At 59.3% G+C, this 19,080-nt stretch carries 18 protein-coding genes; 8 read left to right on the forward strand and 10 right to left on the reverse strand.

Annotation, left to right across the window (positions count from 1 at the left end):
* Positions 1 to 116 precede the first annotated feature (116 nt).
* A complete protein-coding gene (locus K5K95_RS06285; RefSeq protein WP_222588761.1) occupies positions 117 to 650 on the forward strand; it encodes an REP-associated tyrosine transposase in 534 nt (177 codons plus the stop codon).
* Positions 651 to 856: 206 nt separating this feature from the next.
* Complete coding sequence (locus tag K5K95_RS06290; protein ID WP_222588762.1) at positions 857 to 1,681, forward strand: SDR family oxidoreductase; 825 nt, start codon at positions 857 to 859, stop codon at positions 1,679 to 1,681.
* 121 nt (positions 1,682 to 1,802) lie between these two features.
* Here the strand turns inward: K5K95_RS06290 and gbcB are convergent, their stop codons facing one another.
* The gene (gbcB, locus tag K5K95_RS06295; protein WP_222588763.1) at positions 1,803 to 2,903 is read right to left on the reverse strand and encodes a glycine-betaine demethylase subunit GbcB; all 1,101 of its coding nucleotides are present in this window, start codon (positions 2,901 to 2,903) and stop codon (positions 1,803 to 1,805) included.
* 281 nt (positions 2,904 to 3,184) lie between these two features.
* Here gbcB and gbcA point away from each other — a divergent pair, with 281 nt between their 5' ends.
* Complete coding sequence (gene gbcA, locus K5K95_RS06300) at positions 3,185 to 4,480, forward strand: glycine-betaine demethylase subunit GbcA (protein WP_222588764.1); 1,296 nt, start codon at positions 3,185 to 3,187, stop codon at positions 4,478 to 4,480.
* A 793-nt stretch (positions 4,481 to 5,273) separates the two neighbouring features.
* On the opposite strand, the gene K5K95_RS06305 is transcribed toward gbcA, so the two are convergent.
* The 8 genes from K5K95_RS06305 to K5K95_RS06340 form a co-directional block, all read right to left on the reverse strand.
* Positions 5,274 to 6,473: a retropepsin-like aspartic protease gene (locus K5K95_RS06305; protein WP_222588765.1), complete on the reverse strand. Its 1,200-nt coding sequence runs from the start codon at positions 6,471 to 6,473 to the stop codon at positions 5,274 to 5,276.
* A 79-nt stretch (positions 6,474 to 6,552) separates the two neighbouring features.
* Complete coding sequence (locus K5K95_RS06310) at positions 6,553 to 7,119, reverse strand: GNAT family N-acetyltransferase (RefSeq protein WP_222588766.1); 567 nt, start codon at positions 7,117 to 7,119, stop codon at positions 6,553 to 6,555.
* Positions 7,120 to 7,141: 22 nt separating this feature from the next.
* Positions 7,142 to 7,912 carry an electron transfer flavoprotein subunit beta gene (locus K5K95_RS06315; protein ID WP_208671112.1) on the reverse strand — a complete coding sequence of 257 codons (771 nt, stop codon included), beginning with the start codon at positions 7,910 to 7,912 and terminating at the stop codon, positions 7,142 to 7,144.
* Positions 7,913 to 7,927: 15 nt separating this feature from the next.
* The gene (locus tag K5K95_RS06320; RefSeq protein WP_222588767.1) at positions 7,928 to 9,148 is read right to left on the reverse strand and encodes an electron transfer flavoprotein subunit alpha/FixB family protein; all 1,221 of its coding nucleotides are present in this window, start codon (positions 9,146 to 9,148) and stop codon (positions 7,928 to 7,930) included.
* On the reverse strand, positions 9,148 to 11,097 hold the full coding sequence (gene dgcB, locus K5K95_RS06325; protein WP_222588768.1) for a dimethylglycine demethylation protein DgcB: 1,950 nt from the start codon (positions 11,095 to 11,097) through the stop codon (positions 9,148 to 9,150). Before dgcB ends, K5K95_RS06320 begins: the two co-directional genes overlap by 1 nt.
* Positions 11,098 to 11,244: 147 nt before the next feature.
* Positions 11,245 to 13,305 (reverse strand): dimethylglycine demethylation protein DgcA, encoded by a 2,061-nt coding sequence (gene dgcA / locus K5K95_RS06330; RefSeq protein ID WP_090178865.1) that lies wholly within the window; start codon positions 13,303 to 13,305, stop codon positions 11,245 to 11,247.
* Positions 13,306 to 13,320: 15 nt separating this feature from the next.
* Positions 13,321 to 13,851 carry a DUF5943 domain-containing protein gene (locus tag K5K95_RS06335; RefSeq protein ID WP_008033249.1) on the reverse strand — a complete coding sequence of 177 codons (531 nt, stop codon included), beginning with the start codon at positions 13,849 to 13,851 and terminating at the stop codon, positions 13,321 to 13,323.
* 81 nt (positions 13,852 to 13,932) lie between these two features.
* Complete coding sequence (locus K5K95_RS06340; RefSeq protein WP_008033250.1) at positions 13,933 to 14,910, reverse strand: dipeptidase; 978 nt, start codon at positions 14,908 to 14,910, stop codon at positions 13,933 to 13,935.
* A 235-nt stretch (positions 14,911 to 15,145) separates the two neighbouring features.
* On the opposite strand from K5K95_RS06340, the gene K5K95_RS06345 reads away from it, so the two are divergent.
* The 4 genes from K5K95_RS06345 (at position 15,146) to K5K95_RS06360 (ending at position 16,769) form a co-directional block, all read left to right on the forward strand.
* Complete coding sequence (locus K5K95_RS06345; protein WP_222588769.1) at positions 15,146 to 15,547, forward strand: lysozyme inhibitor LprI family protein; 402 nt, start codon at positions 15,146 to 15,148, stop codon at positions 15,545 to 15,547.
* 211 nt (positions 15,548 to 15,758) lie between these two features.
* Positions 15,759 to 16,013 (forward strand): type II toxin-antitoxin system RelE family toxin, encoded by a 255-nt coding sequence (locus K5K95_RS06350; protein ID WP_222588770.1) that lies wholly within the window; start codon positions 15,759 to 15,761, stop codon positions 16,011 to 16,013.
* Complete coding sequence (locus tag K5K95_RS06355) at positions 15,997 to 16,320, forward strand: helix-turn-helix domain-containing protein (RefSeq protein ID WP_222588771.1); 324 nt, start codon at positions 15,997 to 15,999, stop codon at positions 16,318 to 16,320. The genes K5K95_RS06350 and K5K95_RS06355 overlap by 17 nt, the downstream gene beginning before the upstream one ends.
* 32 nt (positions 16,321 to 16,352) lie before the next feature.
* Entirely contained in the window at positions 16,353 to 16,769 is a 417-nt protein-coding gene (locus K5K95_RS06360; protein WP_222588772.1) for a DUF3010 family protein, read from the forward strand.
* Positions 16,770 to 16,894: 125 nt separating this feature from the next.
* On the opposite strand, the gene K5K95_RS06365 is transcribed toward K5K95_RS06360, so the two are convergent.
* Positions 16,895 to 17,854 (reverse strand): GlxA family transcriptional regulator, encoded by a 960-nt coding sequence (locus K5K95_RS06365; protein WP_222588773.1) that lies wholly within the window; start codon positions 17,852 to 17,854, stop codon positions 16,895 to 16,897.
* A 209-nt stretch (positions 17,855 to 18,063) separates the two neighbouring features.
* Here K5K95_RS06365 and K5K95_RS06370 point away from each other — a divergent pair, with 209 nt between their 5' ends.
* Positions 18,064 to 19,008 carry a choline ABC transporter substrate-binding protein gene (locus K5K95_RS06370; protein WP_090178843.1) on the forward strand — a complete coding sequence of 315 codons (945 nt, stop codon included), beginning with the start codon at positions 18,064 to 18,066 and terminating at the stop codon, positions 19,006 to 19,008.
* Positions 19,009 to 19,080: the final 72 nt, after the last annotated feature.

Consider the following 19,080-nt stretch of genomic DNA (forward strand, 5'->3'; position numbering starts at 1 on the left):
TGGGAACGATCATTACGGGCGTGTCGCAATTTCCCACTTGCTTCGCGTCGCTGTCTGCTAGACCCATCACACCAAGGCGCTCACCCTAGCCATTCCCCCTGCAAAGGAATGCACTCATGGGCCGAAGCCGCTACACCATCACCGAACCCGACAAACCCCACTTCCTCACCTGCACCCTAATGGAATGGCTGCCGCTGTTCATCCGCCCCTACATCGTCGACCACCTGCTCAATTGCTGGCGCTATCAACAAACCCATCAAGGTCTAAAGCTGTACGGCTATGTGGTCCTGGAGAACCATCTCCACTTCGTTGCCGAAGCTCCAGACCTCAACAAATGCCTCAGCCAATTCAAGTCCTTTACTGCCCGACAAATCCTCGATGATTTGCAAAGCAAAGGTGCCGAGCGTGCGCTGCAGCGCCTGCGTTTCAGTAAACGAGCGCACAAAAAGGATCGCGTTTATCAGCTTTGGCAGGAAGGCTCACACGCAGAGATGCTGTACAGCGAAACGGTGATGCGACAAAAGCTGGATTACATTCACTACAACCCGGTGAAGCGTGGGTATGTGGACTTGCCGGAGCAATGGCGTTATTCCAGCGCGAGGAACTATGCAGGAATGGAAGGGTTAATCGAGATTCAACGGTGGTATTAAGACCTCCTGATCGTTCCCACGCTCCGCGTGGGAATGCCTCTCGGGACGCTCCGCGTTCCAGCCTCACCGCTGATGCAATGCCGGATAACGTTGTGACGCAGAGCGTCACGGGCTGCATTCCCACGCGGAGCGTGGGAACGATCAGTCGTGGCGTACGCCTTGGTCTACATTAATCCGCTCAGATAACAATAATCAGGAGCGTACGCATGTCATTGAAAGGCAAAACCCTGTTCATTACCGGCGCCAGTCGCGGGATTGGTCGTGAGATTGCGCTGCGGGCCGCGCGGGACGGGGCCAACATTGTGATTGCTGCCAAGAGCGCCGAACCGCATCCGAAATTGCCGGGCACGATTTTCAGCGTGGCCAAGGAAGTCGAAGCAGCCGGTGGCAAGGCGTTGGCCCTGCAAGTGGATGTACGCGATGAAATCGCGGTGCGTGAAGCCCTGGCCAAGGCCAACGAACATTTCGGCGGCATTGATGCGCTGATCAACAACGCCGGCGCGATCAAGCTGACCGGAGTTCAACACATCGAACTCAAGCGTTTCGACCTGATGCACCAGATCAACACCCGCGCCGTGCTGCTGTGCAGCCAGGCCGCCCTGCCCTACTTGAAGAAAAGCCACGGGCACATCCTCAGCATCTCCCCGCCGCTGAACCTGGCCAGCAAATGGTTCGCCCAGTACAGCCCTTATACCGTGACCAAATATGGCATGAGCATGCTGACGCTAGGCATGAGCGAGGAGTTCGAGAACTACGGCATCAGCGTCAATTCGCTGTGGCCGCAAACGATGATTGCGACCGCCGCCATCGAATTCCAGCTGGGTTCACGCGAATCCTTCAAGCATGCGCGGTCGCCGGCAATCATGGCGGATGCGGCGCACGTCATTCTGGACAGCAGCAATCGCAGCATTACCGGGCGGTTGCTGATAGATGAAGAGATTTTGCGGGAACATGGAGTGACGGAGTTTGAGGGGTATCGGTTTGAGCCGGACTCGACGGACACGCTGATGCCAGACCTGTTTGTCGACTGAAAACACCACCTCTGTGGGAGCGGGCTTGCTCGCGAAAGCGGTTATTCATTCAACATATTTGTCGACTGAAATGACGCCTTCGCGAGCAAGCCCGCTCCCACAAGAGGATAGAGGGTGTTGCTTAAAACTCGATGCGCACATCGCCCTTCGGCACGCTGCAGCACGACAGGATGTAACCCTCGGCTTCGTCTTCCTCGGTAATCCCGCCGTTGTGGTCCATTTCGACCTCGCCCCCCAGCTTCAGCACCTTGCATGTGCCACAGATACCCATCCCGCAGGCCTTCGGAATCAGCAGGCCGAGCTTGGCCGCCGCCGCATGCACGGTTTCACCCGGGGCCACGCGAATGCTCTTGCCAGAGGAGATAAATTCGACCTGATGCAGGTCCGCCAAATCGACTTCCGGTGCATCCGCCGCTTGTTCGGCTTGCTCCACCGCATCGGCACGGGCTTCCGGGGGCGTCGCGCCGAAAGATTCCTCGTGATAGCGCTTCATGTCGAAGCCAGCCGCTTCGAGCATGCGCTTGACCGCGTTCATGTACGGCGTCGGGCCGCAGCAGAACACTTCGCGCTCCATGAAGTCCGGCGCCATCAACTCGAGCATCTTATGGTTCAGGTAACCGCGATAACCGGCCCACGGTTCGCCCAGACCATGCTTCTCGCAGATCAGGTGCAGGCTGAAGTTGTCGATCCGCGACGCCATGTGTTCCAGTTCGCGGTGATAAATGATGTCTTTGGGCGAACGGGCGCTGTGGATAAACACCATGTCGACGTTGCCGTTGGTGTCATAGAACCAGCGCGCCATCGACATGACCGGCGTGATGCCGACACCGCCGCTGAGGTACAAAACCTTCGGCGCGGTGAAATCCATGGCGTTGAACAGCCCGACCGGTCCGTGCACGGCCAGCTCCTGGCCTTCATGCAGGGTGTCGTGCAGCCAGTTCGAAACCTTGCCGCCCGGCACGCGCTTGATCGTTACCGAAAAGCTGTACGGCACCGATGGCGAACTGGAAATGGTGTAGGAGCGCATGATCGGCACGCCTTCGATTTCCAGCTCCAGGGTGACAAACTGCCCCGGCTTGAAGAAGAACAGGATCGGTTGGTCGGCCATAAAGCAGAAGGTGCGCACATCCCAGGTTTCCTGGATGACTTTGACGCAACGGACAATGTGGCGGCCATTGGCCCAGGTCTGGGTAGTTACCGGATTCAGGAAGCTGTTGGACATGCTGTTCTCCACCGCCGATGGTCGGCCTTATGTTGGCGATTCTGCGTATAGCGCGAATCACCCATTTACCTATCTGCGACATTCACATACTTATCGCGACCAGCCCCCAACTACCGGGGGTTGCGCGTCGGGAACAGAGTGGGCCATGTCGCTCGTGGATAAGGTTCTGCCCGGCGCCGGCCCCACACTCGCCCCATACCAAGACACAACCTTTACACCTTGCGTAGCAACCCTGATCAGCCACTTTCGCGGCCACGCAGATGGCCTTGAGGAAATACACGATGGACGTCACCACTACCCTGAGCCTGGGCGATCCACTGGAACCCGCACGCAAGGCCACCGCGCAGATGCTGCAAGAGCGCGAGCGTACTTTTTCCCTGCCGCAACCGTTCTACTCTGACGAGCGGCTGTTTGATATCGACATGCAGGAAATCTTCCAGAAAGAGTGGTTGATCGCCGGCATGACCTGCGAGATCCCGACCAAGGGCAACTTCCTGACCCTGGAAGTCGGCAAGAACCCGATCATCGTGATTCGTGGCGCCGACGGCGTGGTGCACGCATTCCACAACGTCTGCCGCCATCGCGGTTCGCGGCTGTGCACCACTGAAAAAGGCAAGGTCGCCAAACTGGTTTGCCACTACCACCAGTGGACATACGAACTGGACGGTCGCCTGCTGTTCGCCGGCACCGAAATGGGCGACGACTTCGACATGAAGCAGTACGGCCTCAAACCGGTCAACGTAAAGACTGCCGGTGGCTACATCTTCATCAGCCTGTCGGAGAACCCACCCGCCATTGATGACTTCCTGTCGACGCTGAGCCATTACATGGAACCGTACGACATGGAAAACACCAAGGTGGCCATCCAGACCACCTTGTTCGAAAAAGCCAACTGGAAACTGGTGCTGGAAAACAACCGCGAGTGCTACCACTGCAACGCGTCGCACCCGGCACTGCTGAAAACCCTGCTTGAATGGGACGACGTCACCGACCCGCGTGCCGATCAGGCCTTCAAGGACCACGTCGCGGCCTCCGCCGCTGCCTGGGAAGCCGAGAAGATTCCATACGCTCACGCCAGCTTCGGCCTGCGTAACCGCATCGTGCGCATGCCGCTGCTAAAGGGCACCGTGTCGATGACCCTGGACGGCAAGCAAGCCTGCAACAAACTGATGGGCCGGATCCAGAACCCTGACCTGGGCTCGATGCGCATCCTGCACCTGCCGCACTCGTGGAACCATTGCATGGGCGACCACATCATCGTCTTTACCGTGTGGCCGATCAGTGCGCAGGAAACCATGGTCACCACCAAGTGGATCGTGCACAAGGACGCGGTCGAAGGCGTGGATTACGATGTAGAACGCATGCGTAAGGTTTGGGATGAAACCAACAACGAGGACCGTCGCCTGGCCGAAGAGAACCAGCGCGGCATCAACTCCACCGCTTACCAGCCAGGGCCTTACTCCAAGACCTATGAATTTGGCGTGGTGAACTTTGTGGACTGGTACAGCGAGCGCCTGCTGAACAACCTCGGTGCTGAGCCTGCGCCGTACCTCAAAGGCGTTCCGGTTCAAGGCTAAAACCTCAACAGCATCGCGGGCAAGCCCGCTCCCACAGGTTTGATGTCGTTCACTAAATAGGTGAACACCATCAGTCCCATGTGGGAGCGAGCCTGCTCGCGATGGCGGCTTCCCTGTCACACCTTCTCTCCTGCAACCCCCCCCTTTCCTGATTTAGAACTGTACGAAATATGATCTATTCCGTTCAGGCCTATACCGCACGTGGCTCCCAGCCTTCCGCAAACAACTTATCCACACCTCCACCCACAGCAATTGGGGACAAGTGTGTTTCCAGCGCAAATTTTTCCCACAGAAACCGAAGAAAATCCGTGACTTATCCAGAAGCAGGGTTTTCAACAGCCATTGGTTGTTTTTTGATCTAAAGCTTGAAAGGCACGTTATACGTGGCTTGTAGAGGATGGCGAACACCTTATCCACAGAAGCGCCAACAGACTTTGGGGGCAACTTCACCATTGCTGTGGAAAACCGTTGAAACCCGCGATAAATCGGGGTTTGCGTGGTGTTTACCGGTGCAAACCGATGATTTGATCGTTTTTTAATCAGAACCCTGACAGGCCCGGTTTGTAAGGCCTGTAGCGGTTAGCGAACATCTTATCCACAGAAGCGCCAACAGACTTTGGGGGCAACTATGCTTGCGCGAACACACTTATCCTCAGGAAAAAACCAGTAAAAACCGTAAGTTAGCCTGGTTATTTTTTGTACGAAGGCTTGCACGCCCCTATTTACCTGGGGTGCAGCAAGGGGCAAACATGTTATCCACAGAAGCGCTAACAGGGATTGTGGGTAAGCGCGATCAGATCCTGTTGAAACATGACCGACCCGCGTCGAGATCCAGATTCAACTCATAGTCATCGAATGCGCGCCACCCGAACAAAATCGACGGTACGTACTTGCCGCGCAGCATGGACGGCGGAATCGTGAAGTCCGGGTAGAATTTGTAAGTGATCAGCCGGGTGTGCCCTGACAGGCTCAATTCGCCCCTGTAGGTTTGATAGAGCGGGTTATTGACGACGCTGATGGGCTTGTTGCCCGGAGCGGCCGACGTCAGGTAATCAACGTTGCCAGTGTCAATAATTGCCAATGTGGCCTTGCGGTCCAGGCGTGCCGCGATGGTCAGCCACTGGTTGATATCCATACGCTCATACGTAATGTTCGAGTCACAGCGTTCTGGCGGCTCGGCATTGAGCACCAAGGTCTTTTTCGTGACTTTCAGGCGCCCCAGCTTACCGATCAAATCGAGCCCTAATAAGTTGTCCCGGTCGCTGACGAACACCAGCACATTCCTGAACTCGCTTCCGCCGATCTTCAGGGACTTGAAGATCCCAAGCTTGGCAGACAGGCCATGCTCTCCGTAAAAGGTGCTGTAGCCATAATGGGAGTCGCCCAACAAGGTGATCCCCATCCGCTTCGCGGTGTCGATATTGACGCGGGTTTGCGGCGCTCCCGTGTCCACAATGAAGCGTGACGAGGCGCCATTGGCCGCGCTGACATCAATGTAGGGAAACACCTCATCGGTCACATCACCGTCACGGGGATAAGGATGAATCGCCAGCTCTTCGCGATGCCTGGACCTGGTCACCGAAAAATCACCGACCGAGCGCAGCGCCGCGATGGACTCGTTACCAAACATGGAAAACAGGGCATTGAGCTCGGGATCTTTAGCGATGGTCTGGGCGTGACGTCGCTTGATCGCCAGGTAGTAGTCGGGAATCTGGTTTGCCGCTTTCGCCTCGAACATGCGGGCGAAAACCGACACTGAGCAATCGAGGTTTTTTCCAGCATCCGACACGTCGTCGCATTGCTGCCTCATTTGCGCCAGCGAAGCTTTTTTTCCCTGCTCAGACGCCAGCCAGGTGTAGAAATCTACCGATGCCTTGCCGGCCTGCGCCATCGAACAAGGCGCTGCGCACAGGCAAAACGCAAACAGCAGCAGAGACGACGTTAGGGAGATGCCGCCGATCCGACCTGTCTGACGCCGACCGACCGCTGCCATCGTCAACCCATTCTTGAAAACGAGTTTTATGAATTAGCGCTGCTGCGAACCCGGGCAGCTCATAGTGAAATGTAGCTCACTACGGCCGATACATCAGATAGGCCTCACCCGTGACCCGAATCATCGGATGCGGTGTGATCTGGCAGGTATCAACGACACGAAAGCCATGCCGCTCGTAAAAGCGTCGGGCGCCGGTGTTTGCGGCGTAGTCGATCAGGCTCAAGCCATTGAGCCCCAACTGGTTGGCGCGGTCGTAAGCGTAAGCGAGGAATTGCTTGCCCAGGCCCTGATTGCGCCACTCTTCATGCAGCGCCAGGCTGGAAATGTAGAGGGTGTCGGGAATCTCCATCGTGGCGTAGGGCGCCAGGACCGGATCGGTCACGGGAGCCGCCATCGGATCGTGACGCATGATGTAGCTGTGCATCATGCCGATGACCTGCCCGTTGGCTTCGGCAATCAGGCAGTTCTGATAAGAAAAGTCCACGTCGTCACGGGCATAACGCAGAGCACCGACGTCAAGCAGATCCTGGCCCGGCTCTGCTATCTGGCTCCAGATGTAATCCGCAGCGCCTTCTGATGAAATCTGGAACAAACGCGCAATCTCGCGCGCATCGCTGCGCCGCGCCGAACGAAACTCAACTGCCATTTTCCTGCCCCCAACAAGACCGCTAGCGAACCACGCCTTCTTCGATCAGCAACTTGAGAATCGCCTCGGCCCCCGCCTCGGCACTCAACCCTTTGAGCACTTGACCGCCGCCGCCACTGGCCTTGGCCGTTGCCGCTTTCATCCGGTCCGCGCCGCTCTTGGCCTTGATCACCTTCAAGCGCTTTGGCCGTGGCTTGGCCGGTTGCAGCGTTGCGACCGCGAGCAGTTCATCGTCGATGACTTCCACTTCGTCCGCCTGCAACACACCACGCCGGGCCGGCCCATAGGCGCTCTGCCGAGGCTTCGGCGCGGCGTTATCCACAGTGGCCAGAAACGGCAGGCGCACTTTCAAGCGACGGCGCTGACCACGGGGCAAGGCTTGCAGCACCAGGGCCGAACTGCCGTCGATGGATTCCACTTGCGCCAACCCCACCACCAACGGCCAGCCGAGGCTTTCCGCGAGCAGGAACGGCAGCATGCCCGAGCCTTCACCGGTTTCCGCCTGACTGCCGGTCAGCACCACCTGCGCCCCGGCGTCGCGTAAATACGCGGTCAAGGCCGGCAATGCATCGGCGCCAGCAGGTTGTTCAAGCACATGCAACTGCTCCAGTCCCATGCCCAGGTACGCACGCAATGCAGGCTCGGCAACGTCGCCGGCATGCAGCACTTGCAAGTTATCCCCAGCCAGTTGCAGACCCAGTTCCACGGCGCGGGCGTCCTGCTCGGCGCGGCGCGGCCGGCCGGAGGTCGGGTGGGCGCCGATGGACACCAGGCTGATGATTTTCGTGCTCATAACCCTTTCCTTTCCTTAAGCCGCATCGCGCTTGGCTTCGTTGCGGTAAGCCTCTACCGCCGCGATCAAGGCTTGAAGAATCTCGGCACTTTCGCCGATCACCGACAGGTCGGCCCGTTTGATCATGTCGCAGCCAGGGTCGAGGTTGATCGCCACCACCTTGTCGCAGGCACCGATGCCTTGCAGGTGCTGGATCGCCCCGGAAATCCCCACCGCCACGTAGACCCGCGCGGTCACCCAGGTGCCCGACGCGCCGACCTGACGGTCTCGCGCCATGAAGCCATCGTCCACCGCCACGCGGGAGGCGCCTTCGGTGGCGCCCAAGGCTTGGGCAGTCCTGTGGAAAAGTCCCCAGTCCTTGACCCCGTTGCCGCCGGAGAAGATGAACTCGGCTTCGGCCATCGGAATCGCCGCCGGATCCACCGCCACCGCGCCCAGATCTTCGATGCGCGACAGGCTGCGTGCGACGGCTGTGGATAACTCCACCGGCAACGCTTCATGACGGGTTTCACTGACCGGTTCGGCGCATTCGGCAGCCGCCAGAATCAAGCGTGCCACCGGGCGCGCAAGGTCCTGCAAGCCAGCACCGGCGCGGCCGATGCATTCCTGATCCTTGACCTGCCAGACCCGCGTGGCCGGGCGCTCGCCCAGTGCCGCGGCAAAGCGTCGGCCCAACTCACCACCACCGCTGCGGCTGTCCGGCAGCAACCAGTGACGCGGACTGAACTGGTTATCCACAGCCCGCAGACCCTGGACCCGTTGTTCCGGTGCATAACCGCTGAATTCGTCACCTTCCAGTACCAGCAAGCGATCGACGCCAGCCGTGGCAAAAGCACTTTCTTTGTGTTCACCGAAGACCACGGCCAACACCGCGCCGTCCTTGCCGGCCAGTTGATGCGCCAGGCCGAGCAAGTCGCGGTCGTGGCTGCTCAAGCGACCACCGACCATGTCCGGCACCACGCTGATGTAGAACGCGGGCGCAGACACTTGATGCAGCGGCAGTTGCACCTCAACGGCGGCCGAGCGTTTGGTCGCCCCGCCCTGTTGTGCGCCACTGCGGTCGATGCGCTTGATGCCATTGGGGCCGATAAACCCGATGCCATGCAGATTTTTACGGATGACTCCGTTAGGGCCCATCCAGCTGTGTTGCGCCGGTTGCATGGCCGCGTGCAGCGGGTGCAGACGGTTGCGGGCGATCCATTCAGCGCGAGGATCGCGGCGGATAATGTCGCTCATCAATGCACCTCCGCAGGTTCACGTTTGGCCGGTGCCGAAGGCTTTCCCGGCGCTGCGTCTTCGAGCAGCGCATCGGCGACCAGTTCAGCAATGTCCTTGATCAGCGGTCGCGGTTCGACCACACCTTCAAGCATTGCGGTGCACTGTGGGCAACCCACGGCCACCAGCTCAGCGCCCGTCTCGCGGATGTCTTCCATGCGCATGTCGGGGATCCGTTGCTTGCCCGGGATGTCAGTGATCGGCGCACCGCCGCCACCGCCGCAGCAGCGCGAACGGAAACCGGAGCGTTGCATCTCTTTGACTTCAATCCCGAGGGCGCGCAGCACTTCACGCGGCGCCTCGTATTCACCGTTGTAGCGGCCGAGGTAGCACGGGTCGTGATAGGTGACGCTGCTGCTTTTGTGCTGGCCGAGGTTCAGGGCGCCAGCGCCGATGATTTCGGCCATGTAGGTGCTGTGGTGCTGCACGAGGTAGTTGCCATCGAAGGCGCCGTACTCGTTTTTCAGCACGTGGAAGCTGTGCGGGTCGCAGGTGACGATGCGGTTGAAGTTGTACTTGGCCAGGGTCTGGATGTTGCGCTTGGCCAGCAACTGGAAGGTCGCTTCGTCGCCCAGACGTCGGGCTACGTCACCGCTGTCGCGTTCTTCAAGACCGAGCACCGCGAAGTCGACCTTGGCCGCTTTCAGCACTTTGACGAAGGCACGCAGGGTGCGCTGGTTGCGCATGTCGAACGCACCGTCGCCGACCCAGAACAGCACGTCGACGGATTTCTTCTCGCTCATCAGATTGAGGTTCAGGTCCGCCGCCCAGTTCATCCGCCCGCCCGGAGCGAAACCGCCCGGGTTGTCGGTGGCGATCAGGTTTTCCAGGACTTCGGCACCCTTGTTCGGGGTCGCGCCTTTTTCCAGGGTCAGATGGCGGCGCATGTCGACGATGGCATCGACGTGCTCGATCATCATCGGGCATTCCTCGACGCAAGCGCGGCAGGTGGTGCAGGACCACAGGGTTTCAGCGTCCACCAGGCCGTTGACGATCGGTTGATGCGGATTGCCGGCGTGCTCGCCAATCGCTTTACCAGGATACGGACTGCCAGCGAACTTGGCGTCGGTGCCACCGGCCAGGCCGACGACCATGTCCTGAATCAGTTTTTTCGGGTTCAGCGGCTGGCCGGCGGCGAACGCCGGGCACGCGGCTTCACACTTGCCGCACTGTACGCAGGCGTCGAAGCCGAGCAGTTGGTTCCAGGTGAAATCCTTGGGTTTTTCCACACCCAGCGGCGCGTTCGGATCGTTGAGGTCCAGCGGTCTCAAACCGGTGGAGCGGCCGCCGCCAAAGCGTTCAGCGCGACGGTGCCAAGCCAGGTGCAGCGCGCCGGCGAAGGCGTGCTTCATCGGCCCGCCCCAGGTCATGCCGAAGAACAGTTCACTAACGCCCCACAGCACACCGACACCGAGGATCGCAGCGAGCACCCAGCCACCGAAGTTTTCCGGGAGGATGCCAGCAACCGGCAGCGTCAACAGGAAGAAGCTCGCCGAGAACGCCAGCAGGCTTTTCGGCAGGCGCATCCACGGGCCTTTGGACAGGCGGGCCGGCGGGTTGCGTCGACGCAGGTAGACGAAGATCGCACCGACGAACATCACGGCCGTCATCAGCAACAGGGCATAACCGAGGATGCGGTTATGCAGGCCAAAACCGTGCACCAGAAGCGCCAGCACGATGGATGCCACCGCACCACCAGCCGTGGCGACGTGGGTGTTGGCGATGTATTTGTCCCGCGCGACGACATGGTGCAAGTCGACCATGTAGCGCTTGGGCATGGCGAACAGGCCGCCGATCAGGTCGACTTTCGAAGCCCGGCCTCGGCGCCACATAGCCACCCGCCGCAACGCGCCCAGAACCGCAAGGCCCAGGGCAGCGAACAACAGGATTGGAAGAAGGGTGTTCAACATGGTGGAGCTCCCAAAGACCGCAGGGTCAATGATCGTTCCCACGCTCTGCGTGGGAATGCAGCCCGGGACGCTCTGCGTCCCAAGAGCGGACGCAGAGCGACCATTGAGGCATTCCCACGCAGAGCGTGGGAACGATCAGTTCGTGGCTTAGAAATCCTTGCACAACCGCAGCGCGTCATAGATCGCCGCGTGAGTGTTGCGCTGCGCCACGCAGTCGCCGATGCGGAACAGCAAGTAGCCGTCGCCCGCCTGGCTCAGCGAAGGTTGTGGCTTGATCGCGAACAGGGCTTCGATGTCCATCTGGCCTTTGTTGCGCGAGCCTTCCTTCAGCGCGTAGTAGATTTCTTCGTCCGGGCGCACGCCGTTTTCGACGACAACCTGGTCCACCACCCGCTCCTCTTTGGCGCCGGTGTATTCGTTTTCCAGCACCGCTACCAGCTTGTCGCCTTCGCGGTAGACCTTCTCCAGCATCATGTCCCCGGTCATGATCACTTCTTTGGGGTACATGCTGCGGTAGTAAGTCGGGAACGAGGTGCCGCCAATCGCTACGCCCGGCTTGATGTCGTCAGTGACGATCTCGACCTGGCTGCCCTTGTCGGCGAGGAAGTCGGCAGTCGACATCCCGGTGAACTCGCAAATGGTGTCGTAGACCAGCACGTTCTTGCCCGGTGCAACCTTGCCATCGAGGATGTCCCAGCTGCTGACCACCAGGCCTTCGGCCGCGCCCCAATGCTCGTTCTGCTCCAGGAATGGATGACCGCCAACGGCGAGCACCACCACGTCAGGACGCAGGTCGAGAATGGTCGCCGCATCGGCGGCTACGCCCAGGCGCAGGTCGACTTTCAAACGCGCCAACTCCAGCTGGAACCAGCGAGTGATGCCGGCGATCTGGTCCCGTTGCGGGGCTTTCGAGGCAGTGGTGATCTGCCCGCCGATGAATTCTTTCTTCTCGAACAGGGTCACGTCGTGGCCACGTTCAGCGGAGACGCGCGCCGCTTCCATACCGGCAGGACCGGCACCGACCACCACAACCTTGCGCTTCACACCGGTCGACTTCTCGATGATGTGCGGCACGCCCATGTATTCACGGGAGGTCGCGGCGTTCTGGATGCACAGCACGTCCAGGCCCTGGTATTGACGGTCGATGCAGTAGTTGGCGCCGACACATTGCTTGATCTGGTCGACCTGACCCATCTTGATCTTGGCGATCAGGTGCGGGTCGGCGATGTGAGCACGAGTCATGCCGACCATGTCCACGTAACCGCCTTCCAGAATACGGGTCGCCTGGTTCGGGTCCTTGATGTTCTGCGCGTGCAGCACCGGAGCCTTCACCACTTCCTTGATACCGGCCGCCAAGTGCAGGAACGGCTCCGGCGGATAACTCATGTTCGGAATAACGTTGGCCAGGGTGTTGTGGGTGTCGCAACCCGAACCCACCACGCCGATGAAGTCGATCATGCCGGTGTCGTCGTAATACTTGGCGATCTGCTTCATGTCTTCGTGGGACAAGCCGTCCGGGTGGAACTCGTCACCACACAGACGGATGCCGACACAGAAATCCGGACCGACTTCCTTGCGAACAGCCTTCAGGACTTCCAGGCCAAAACGCATGCGGTTCTCGAAGCTGCCGCCCCATTCGTCGGTACGCTTGTTGACTCGCGGGCTCCAGAACTGGTCGATCATGTGCTGGTGCACAGCAGACAGTTCGACGCCGTCCAGGCCACCGGCCTTGGCCCGCGCCGCAGCGCTGGCGTAGTTGCCGATCACCCGCCAGATTTCTTCCGGCTCGATGGTTTTGCAGGTCGCACGGTGCACCGGTTCACGGATGCCCGACGGCGACAGCAGGGTTGGCCAATGCTCGCCATCCCAACGCGAGCGTCGGCCCATGTGGGTAATCTGGATCATGATCTTGGCGCCATGCTTGTGCATGGCATCGGCCAGGTTCTGGAAGTGCGGGATGATCCGGTCGTCGGCCAGGTTGACCGACTTCCACCAGCCTTGCGGGCTGTCGATGGCCACACTGGAAGAACCGCCGCAAATCGCCAGGCCGATCCCGCCCTTGGCTTTCTCTTCGTAATACTTGACGTACCGGTCGGTGGTCATGCCGCCGTCGGTGGCATAAACCTCGGCGTGCGCGGTGCTGAGCACGCGGTTGCGGATGGTCAGTTTGCCGATCTGGATCGGCTGGAACATTGCTTCGAAAGCCATGGCGGGTTCCTCGACTTACAACGGCTTGACGGTGAACAGGCCGTCGTCGTGGCCTTCTTCGGAGCCACCGTAAACCTGTTCGGCAACGGTGCGGATCTTGCTGCCGCGGGCCTGCAGGATCTGGTCCATGGCACCGGCAAACCAGCCAGTGAACATGTAGTCGACCTTGCGTCCGACCTTGCCGTACACGTAGACAAATGCCGAGTGTTCGAGCTTGACGCTGGCGGTGCCTTTGTCGAGGTCGATGTCCTGGATTTTGAACAGGCCCCAACCGCGTTGCGACAGGCGCTTCATGTAGTGCTCGAACACCGCGACGCCTTCCAGGCCGTGGCATTCAGCTTCTTTTTCACACCAGTGCCAGGCGGACTTGTAGCCGGCCTTGTAAAGGATTTCGGCGTAGGCGTCGGCGCCCAGCACTTCCTCGATGCCCATGTGGTTGTTGACGAAGAAGTGACGCGGTACGTACAGCATTGGCAGGGCGTCGGAGGTCCAGACACCGGTTTCGCTGTCGACTTCGATTGGCAATTGCGGGGCGATCTTGGCCATGGAAACTTAACTCCAGAAAAATTTTGGTGTTGCCCCCGGCGCGGACGGCCGGGGGAAAGGATTCAGAGGGGGGGCGGTGGCTTATTCGCCCCAGACATCTTTCAAGACGTTGACCCAGTTCTCGCCCATGATCTTGCGGACCACGCGCTCGGAATGGCCGCGCTTGAGCAGGGTTTCGGTCAGGTTCGGGAACTCGCCGACGGTGCGGATGCCCAGCGGGTTGATGATCTTGCCGAAACTGGTCAGACGGCGGGCGTAGCCCTTGTCATGGGTCAGGTATTCGAAGAAGTCCTGGCCATGGCCCTGGGTGAAGTCGGTGCCGATGCCGATGGCGTCTTCGCCGACGATGTTCATGGTGTATTCGATCGCTTCGGCGTAGTCGTCGATGGTCGAATCGATGCCTTTGGCCAGGAACGGCGCAAACATGGTCACACCGACGAAACCGCCGTGGTCGGCGATGAACTTCAGTTCTTCATCGGATTTGTTGCGCGGGTGGATTTTCAGACCCGACGGCAGGCAATGGGAGTAGCAGACCGGCTTCTTGGATTCGAGGATGACTTCTTCGGAGGTTTTCGAACCGACGTGGGACAGGTCGCACATGACGCCAACGCGGTTCATCTCGGCAACGATCTCACGACCGAAGCCCGACAGGCCGCCATCGCGCTCGTAGCAGCCGGTGCCGACCAGGTTCTGGGTGTTGTAGCACATCTGCACGATGCCGACGCCCAGCTGCTTGAACACCTCGACATAGCCGATCTGGTCTTCGAAGGCGTGAGCATTCTGGAAGCCGAACAGGATGCCGGTCTTGCCCTGCTCTTTGGCCTTGCGAATATCGGCGGTGGTGCGCACCGGAATCACCAGGTCGCTGTTCTCGCGGATCAGCTTCTGGCTGGCGGCGATGTTGTTGACGGTGGCCTGGAAGCCCTCCCACACCGACACGGTGCAGTTGGCAGCAGTCAGACCGCCCTTGCGCATGTCTTCAAACAGCTCGCGGTTCCACTTGGCAATAATCAGCCCGTCGATAACGATGCTGTCGGCGTGCAATTCGGCTGGGCTCATCAGGCTGTCCCCTATTAGCGATTCATGCGCCGAATCGTGTGCCGGCGCTTTGGGGCCAGCATATGCCTGAGGGACGGGGCAGCCGGGTGCAAAAACGACAGGGGGTTTGCCGAAAGCGTCAATCCGCGACAAAGGGTCGTCGCCGGGCATGATCACGCACCTGTTCAAGGGCCTGCGCATGGGCCAGAATTCGCCGCATCACTGAATATGCATTGGAAAAAGGGGCGGCGGCGCAATGAAATCAATCTTCCTGGCTTTGGCACTGATAGCGACCGGCGTACAGGCGGCTGAAGAGTCCGACATTAACCCGTGCGATGCGGTCGAAAACGACGTCCAGACCCTGGAATGCTCGGCCTACAGCAGAACCACCGCGGAAGATCTGCTGAAAGACAACTACAAAAGCCTGAACGAACGCATGCAAACGACCTACAGCAAGAACCCGGCGCAACTGGCCGACATCACCGCCAAGCTCAAGACCGCACAACAGCAATGGATCAAGACCCGGGACGCAGACTGCGCAGTTGAAGCGTTCCCGGCGACCAGCGGTAGCAAGGCATTTACCATCGCGCAAAATGATTGCGTGGCGCGGATGAGTGATGAGCGGTCGGAATTTTTGGAGTCGATTGGGCAGGAGTGATCCTGAATTTCCGTCGGAAGCTGGCACCGTCGCCGGCTTTCGATACTCAAGAATGATGCTTCCTACAAACATCGCCAATTTGGCCAACAGCACTCCCAGCACCACGAAGCAGACCCTGTTCCCCGGGCAACATCCCGACATGCTTCGTTAATTGGCCGATTGAGAATTATAAGTAAAGATTGGAAATCTTATAAAAGACTTATATTCTCCTATGAACAGCATTCACTGGACTCGAAAGGCCGTTAAGCAGCTTCTGAAATTGCATTCCGCTCACCAGATCCAGGTTCGTGATGCCGTCACGGTGCTGACTGACATGCCTGATATAGGCAATGTGAAAGCACTGGTCGGTCATGACTATGCCTATCGACTTCGAGTGGGTAACTATCGAGTCATGTTCGACTGGGAAGGCGCAATCAAAGTGGTCAGTATTCAAGAGGTCAAAAAACGCGATGAACGCACCTACTGACGTTCAAATCATCAATGACGCAGAGGGGAATCCTGCGTTTGTGGTCATTCCCTACGCGCAATATGTGGCGCAGAAGATTGAGCCCGATCTGATTCCCCATGAAGTGGTCAGCCGCATCGTCGATGGCGCGACGCCGATTCGCGCCTGGCGTGAACACCTGAACCTTACACAGGACGAAGTTGCCAAACGCATGGGTATTTCCCAACCGGCCTTCGCCCAGCAAGAGACGGTTGCGAAGCCGCGCAAGGCCACCCGCGAGAAGATTGCCGTGGCGCTTGGCATTACGGCCAATCAACTTGAGCTGTAGGCTGCAAACCACCATTTGTGAAAGGGATTGAAATGAAAATCTGCGGCATCGAAATCAAAGGCAGCGAAGCGATCATCGCCGTGGCCTCCCTCGACGGTCAGGCACTGAGCCACGTCGCCTTGGCTACCAAGAAAATCGCCCTCGACGATGATGATGAAGCCGCCAACGTCAAAGTCTTTGCCGCTCAGGTGGCGTCGTTTGTACGTGAGAATTCCATTGATCGGATTGCGATCAAGAAGCGCAGCAAGAAAGGCGAGTTCGCCGGTGGGCCGACCACGTTCAAGATCGAGGGCATTTTCCAGTTGCTGGAGAGTTGCGAGGTGACGCTGCTGTCGCCGCAGACGATCAATGCGCAGGCAAAAAAACACAATTTCGAACTGCCGGCGACGCTGAACAAGTATCAGCATGAAGCTTACAAGGCCGCGTGTTCGGCCTTAATGAAGAAGTAAGATAAACGCAAATCAAATGTGGGAGCGGGCTTGCTCGCGAAGACGGTGTACCAGCCAACATCAATGTTGGATGACGGACTGCTTTCGCGAGCAAGCCCGCTCCCACATTTCGTTTTGCGCTTGGCTCAAACCAGCTCTCGCCCATCCCCCAACCGTCGGCGATCCTCCCGCGGGCACCGTTCAAACTTCGCCCGATAACTGCGGGTGAAATACGACGGCGATTCAAACCCGCAGGCAATACTCACCTCCAGCACGCTCATGTCGGTCTGGCGCAGCAACTGCCGCGCCTTCTCCAGCCTCAACCGCAGGTAGAAATTGCTCGGCGTGTCGTTCAAGTGCAGCCGAAACAGGCGCTCCAGTTGCCGGCGCGTCACCTTGATCGATTCGGCCAGCTCAAGCGTGCTCAGCGGCGGTTCGCTGTGCTGTTCCATCTCGCCAATCACATGCACCAGCTTCTTGTTGCTGATGCCATAGCGCGTGGCGACTTCCATGCGCTGGTGGTCTTTGCGCGGGCGGATGCGCCCGAGTACGAATTGTTCGCTGACCTGGATCGCCAGTTGCGGGCCATGGGCCTGGGCGATGAGGTCAAGCATCAGGTCGATGGACGCGGTGCCGCCCGCCGAGGTGATGCGCCGGCGATCGATCTCGAACAGCTCCTGGGTGACGCTGAGCTGTGGATAGGATTCCTTGAAGGCGTCGATGGCTTCCCAGTGCAGGGTCAGGCGATGGCCGTCGAGCAGCCCTGCTTCGGCGAGGATGAAACTGCCGGTGTCGATGGCGCCAAGCGTCACGCCTTCGTTGTCCAGCCGACGCAACCAGTGCTCCAGCGCCGGGGTGGCGAACTTCAAGGGTTCGAAACCGGCGACCACCAAGAGCGTCGCACCTTTCTTTAGCGGTTCCAGCGCCGCGTCGGCGTTGACCGACATGCCGTTGCTGGCCAGCACCGCCCCGCCGTCCGCGCTCAATACATGCCAGCGATACAGCTCGCCGCGAAAGCGATTGGCGACCCGCAGCGGCTCGATGGCCGAGATAAATCCAATCGCCGAGAAACCCGGCATCAACAAGAAGTAGAAATCCTGGGACATGGAGCGCACTCGATAGGCGGGTAATGTCAGGGCGGGTAGCGTGTTGACGTTGATACGCCACTTGCAAGCGGCAATCAAGAGCACAGGTCGCTGCAGTGCAAGAGCTGGTCGCCGCAGTGCGCTTTCACGGGGGCGTAGCTGCGTAACTTGGCATCACCGGCGCACGAAGATGCCGGGACCCACAATAACGACTGCCGAGGAAACCTGAGATGAAACGACTGATCAGCAGCTGTGTTCTTGCACTCAGCGGTACCGCTTTCCTGAGCGCCAGTGTCATGGCGGCCGAACCTGCTTCATGCCAGAACGTACGCATGGGCGTCGTGAACTGGACCGATGTGATCGCCACCAGCGCCATGACCCAGGTACTGCTCGACGGCCTCGGCTACAACACCAAACAAACCAGCGCCTCCCAGCAAATCATCTTCGCCGGGATCCGCGACCAGCGCCTGGATCTGTTCCTGGGCTACTGGAACCCGCTGATGACCCAGACCATCTCCCCGTTCGTCGATGGCAAGCAGGTCAAAGTGCTTGAAGCACCTAGCCTCAAAGACGCCCGCGCGACCCTCGCCGTACCGACTTACCTTGCCGACAAGGGCCTGAAAACCTTCGCCGACATCGCCAAGTTCGAGAAAGAACTGGGCGGCAAGATCTACGGTATCGAGCCAGGTTCGGGCGCCAACACCCAGATCAAGGAAATGATCGCCAAGAACCAGTTCGGCCTCGGCAAGTTCCAACTCGTCGAATCCAGTGAAGCCGGGATGCTGTCGGCGGTCACCCGCGCCACCAAACGCAATGAAGCCATTGTGTTCTTCGGCTGGGCGCCGCACCCGATGAACGTCAACGTGAAGATGACCTACCTCACCGGCAGCGAAGATGCCCTGGGCCCGAACGAAGGCATGGCCACCGTCTGGACCGTCACCTCGCCGAACTACGCGCAGCAATGCCCGAACATCGGCAAGTTGCTGAGCAACCTGACGTACACCGCCGAAGACGAGAGCCGGATGATGCAGCCATTGCTGGATCACAAGGACGCCTTCGAATCGGCCAAGCAATGGCTCAAGGATCATCCGCAAGACAAGCAACGCTGGCTGGAAGGTGTGACCACCTTCGATGGCAAACCAGCGGCTGAAAACCTGCAACTGACCAGCAAATAAACCGAACCGAACCACCGATTCGCAGCCCGACCGGGCTGCGAACGGGACCACCACGCCTGCAAGGAACCATCA

The organism is Pseudomonas sp. DR48, assembly GCF_019823085.1.
Taxonomy (GTDB): domain Bacteria; phylum Pseudomonadota; class Gammaproteobacteria; order Pseudomonadales; family Pseudomonadaceae; genus Aquipseudomonas.

What these genes read in the sequence shown, in the direction of transcription:
- K5K95_RS06290 (WP_222588762.1), top strand. Translation starts at nt 857, where the DNA reads ATGTCATTGAAAGGCAAAACCCTGTTCATTACCGGCGCCAGTCGCGGG.
- K5K95_RS06310 (WP_222588766.1), bottom strand. Translation starts at nt 7,119, where the DNA reads ATGGCAGTTGAGTTTCGTTCGGCGCGGCGCAGCGATGCGCGCGAGATT.
- K5K95_RS06370 (WP_090178843.1), top strand. Translation starts at nt 18,064, where the DNA reads ATGAAACGACTGATCAGCAGCTGTGTTCTTGCACTCAGCGGTACCGCT.
- K5K95_RS06350 (WP_222588770.1), top strand. Translation starts at nt 15,759, where the DNA reads ATGAACAGCATTCACTGGACTCGAAAGGCCGTTAAGCAGCTTCTGAAA.
- K5K95_RS06315 (WP_208671112.1), bottom strand. Translation starts at nt 7,912, where the DNA reads ATGAGCACGAAAATCATCAGCCTGGTGTCCATCGGCGCCCACCCGACC.
- dgcA (WP_090178865.1), bottom strand. Translation starts at nt 13,305, where the DNA reads ATGGCTTTCGAAGCAATGTTCCAGCCGATCCAGATCGGCAAACTGACC.
- dgcB (WP_222588768.1), bottom strand. Translation starts at nt 11,097, where the DNA reads ATGTTGAACACCCTTCTTCCAATCCTGTTGTTCGCTGCCCTGGGCCTT.
- gbcA (WP_222588764.1), top strand. Translation starts at nt 3,185, where the DNA reads ATGGACGTCACCACTACCCTGAGCCTGGGCGATCCACTGGAACCCGCA.
- K5K95_RS06355 (WP_222588771.1), top strand. Translation starts at nt 15,997, where the DNA reads ATGAACGCACCTACTGACGTTCAAATCATCAATGACGCAGAGGGGAAT.
- K5K95_RS06285 (WP_222588761.1), top strand. Translation starts at nt 117, where the DNA reads ATGGGCCGAAGCCGCTACACCATCACCGAACCCGACAAACCCCACTTC.
- K5K95_RS06360 (WP_222588772.1), top strand. Translation starts at nt 16,353, where the DNA reads ATGAAAATCTGCGGCATCGAAATCAAAGGCAGCGAAGCGATCATCGCC.
- K5K95_RS06305 (WP_222588765.1), bottom strand. Translation starts at nt 6,473, where the DNA reads ATGGCAGCGGTCGGTCGGCGTCAGACAGGTCGGATCGGCGGCATCTCC.
- K5K95_RS06365 (WP_222588773.1), bottom strand. Translation starts at nt 17,854, where the DNA reads ATGTCCCAGGATTTCTACTTCTTGTTGATGCCGGGTTTCTCGGCGATT.
- K5K95_RS06335 (WP_008033249.1), bottom strand. Translation starts at nt 13,851, where the DNA reads ATGGCCAAGATCGCCCCGCAATTGCCAATCGAAGTCGACAGCGAAACC.
- gbcB (WP_222588763.1), bottom strand. Translation starts at nt 2,903, where the DNA reads ATGTCCAACAGCTTCCTGAATCCGGTAACTACCCAGACCTGGGCCAAT.
- K5K95_RS06345 (WP_222588769.1), top strand. Translation starts at nt 15,146, where the DNA reads ATGAAATCAATCTTCCTGGCTTTGGCACTGATAGCGACCGGCGTACAG.
- K5K95_RS06320 (WP_222588767.1), bottom strand. Translation starts at nt 9,148, where the DNA reads ATGAGCGACATTATCCGCCGCGATCCTCGCGCTGAATGGATCGCCCGC.
- K5K95_RS06340 (WP_008033250.1), bottom strand. Translation starts at nt 14,910, where the DNA reads ATGAGCCCAGCCGAATTGCACGCCGACAGCATCGTTATCGACGGGCTG.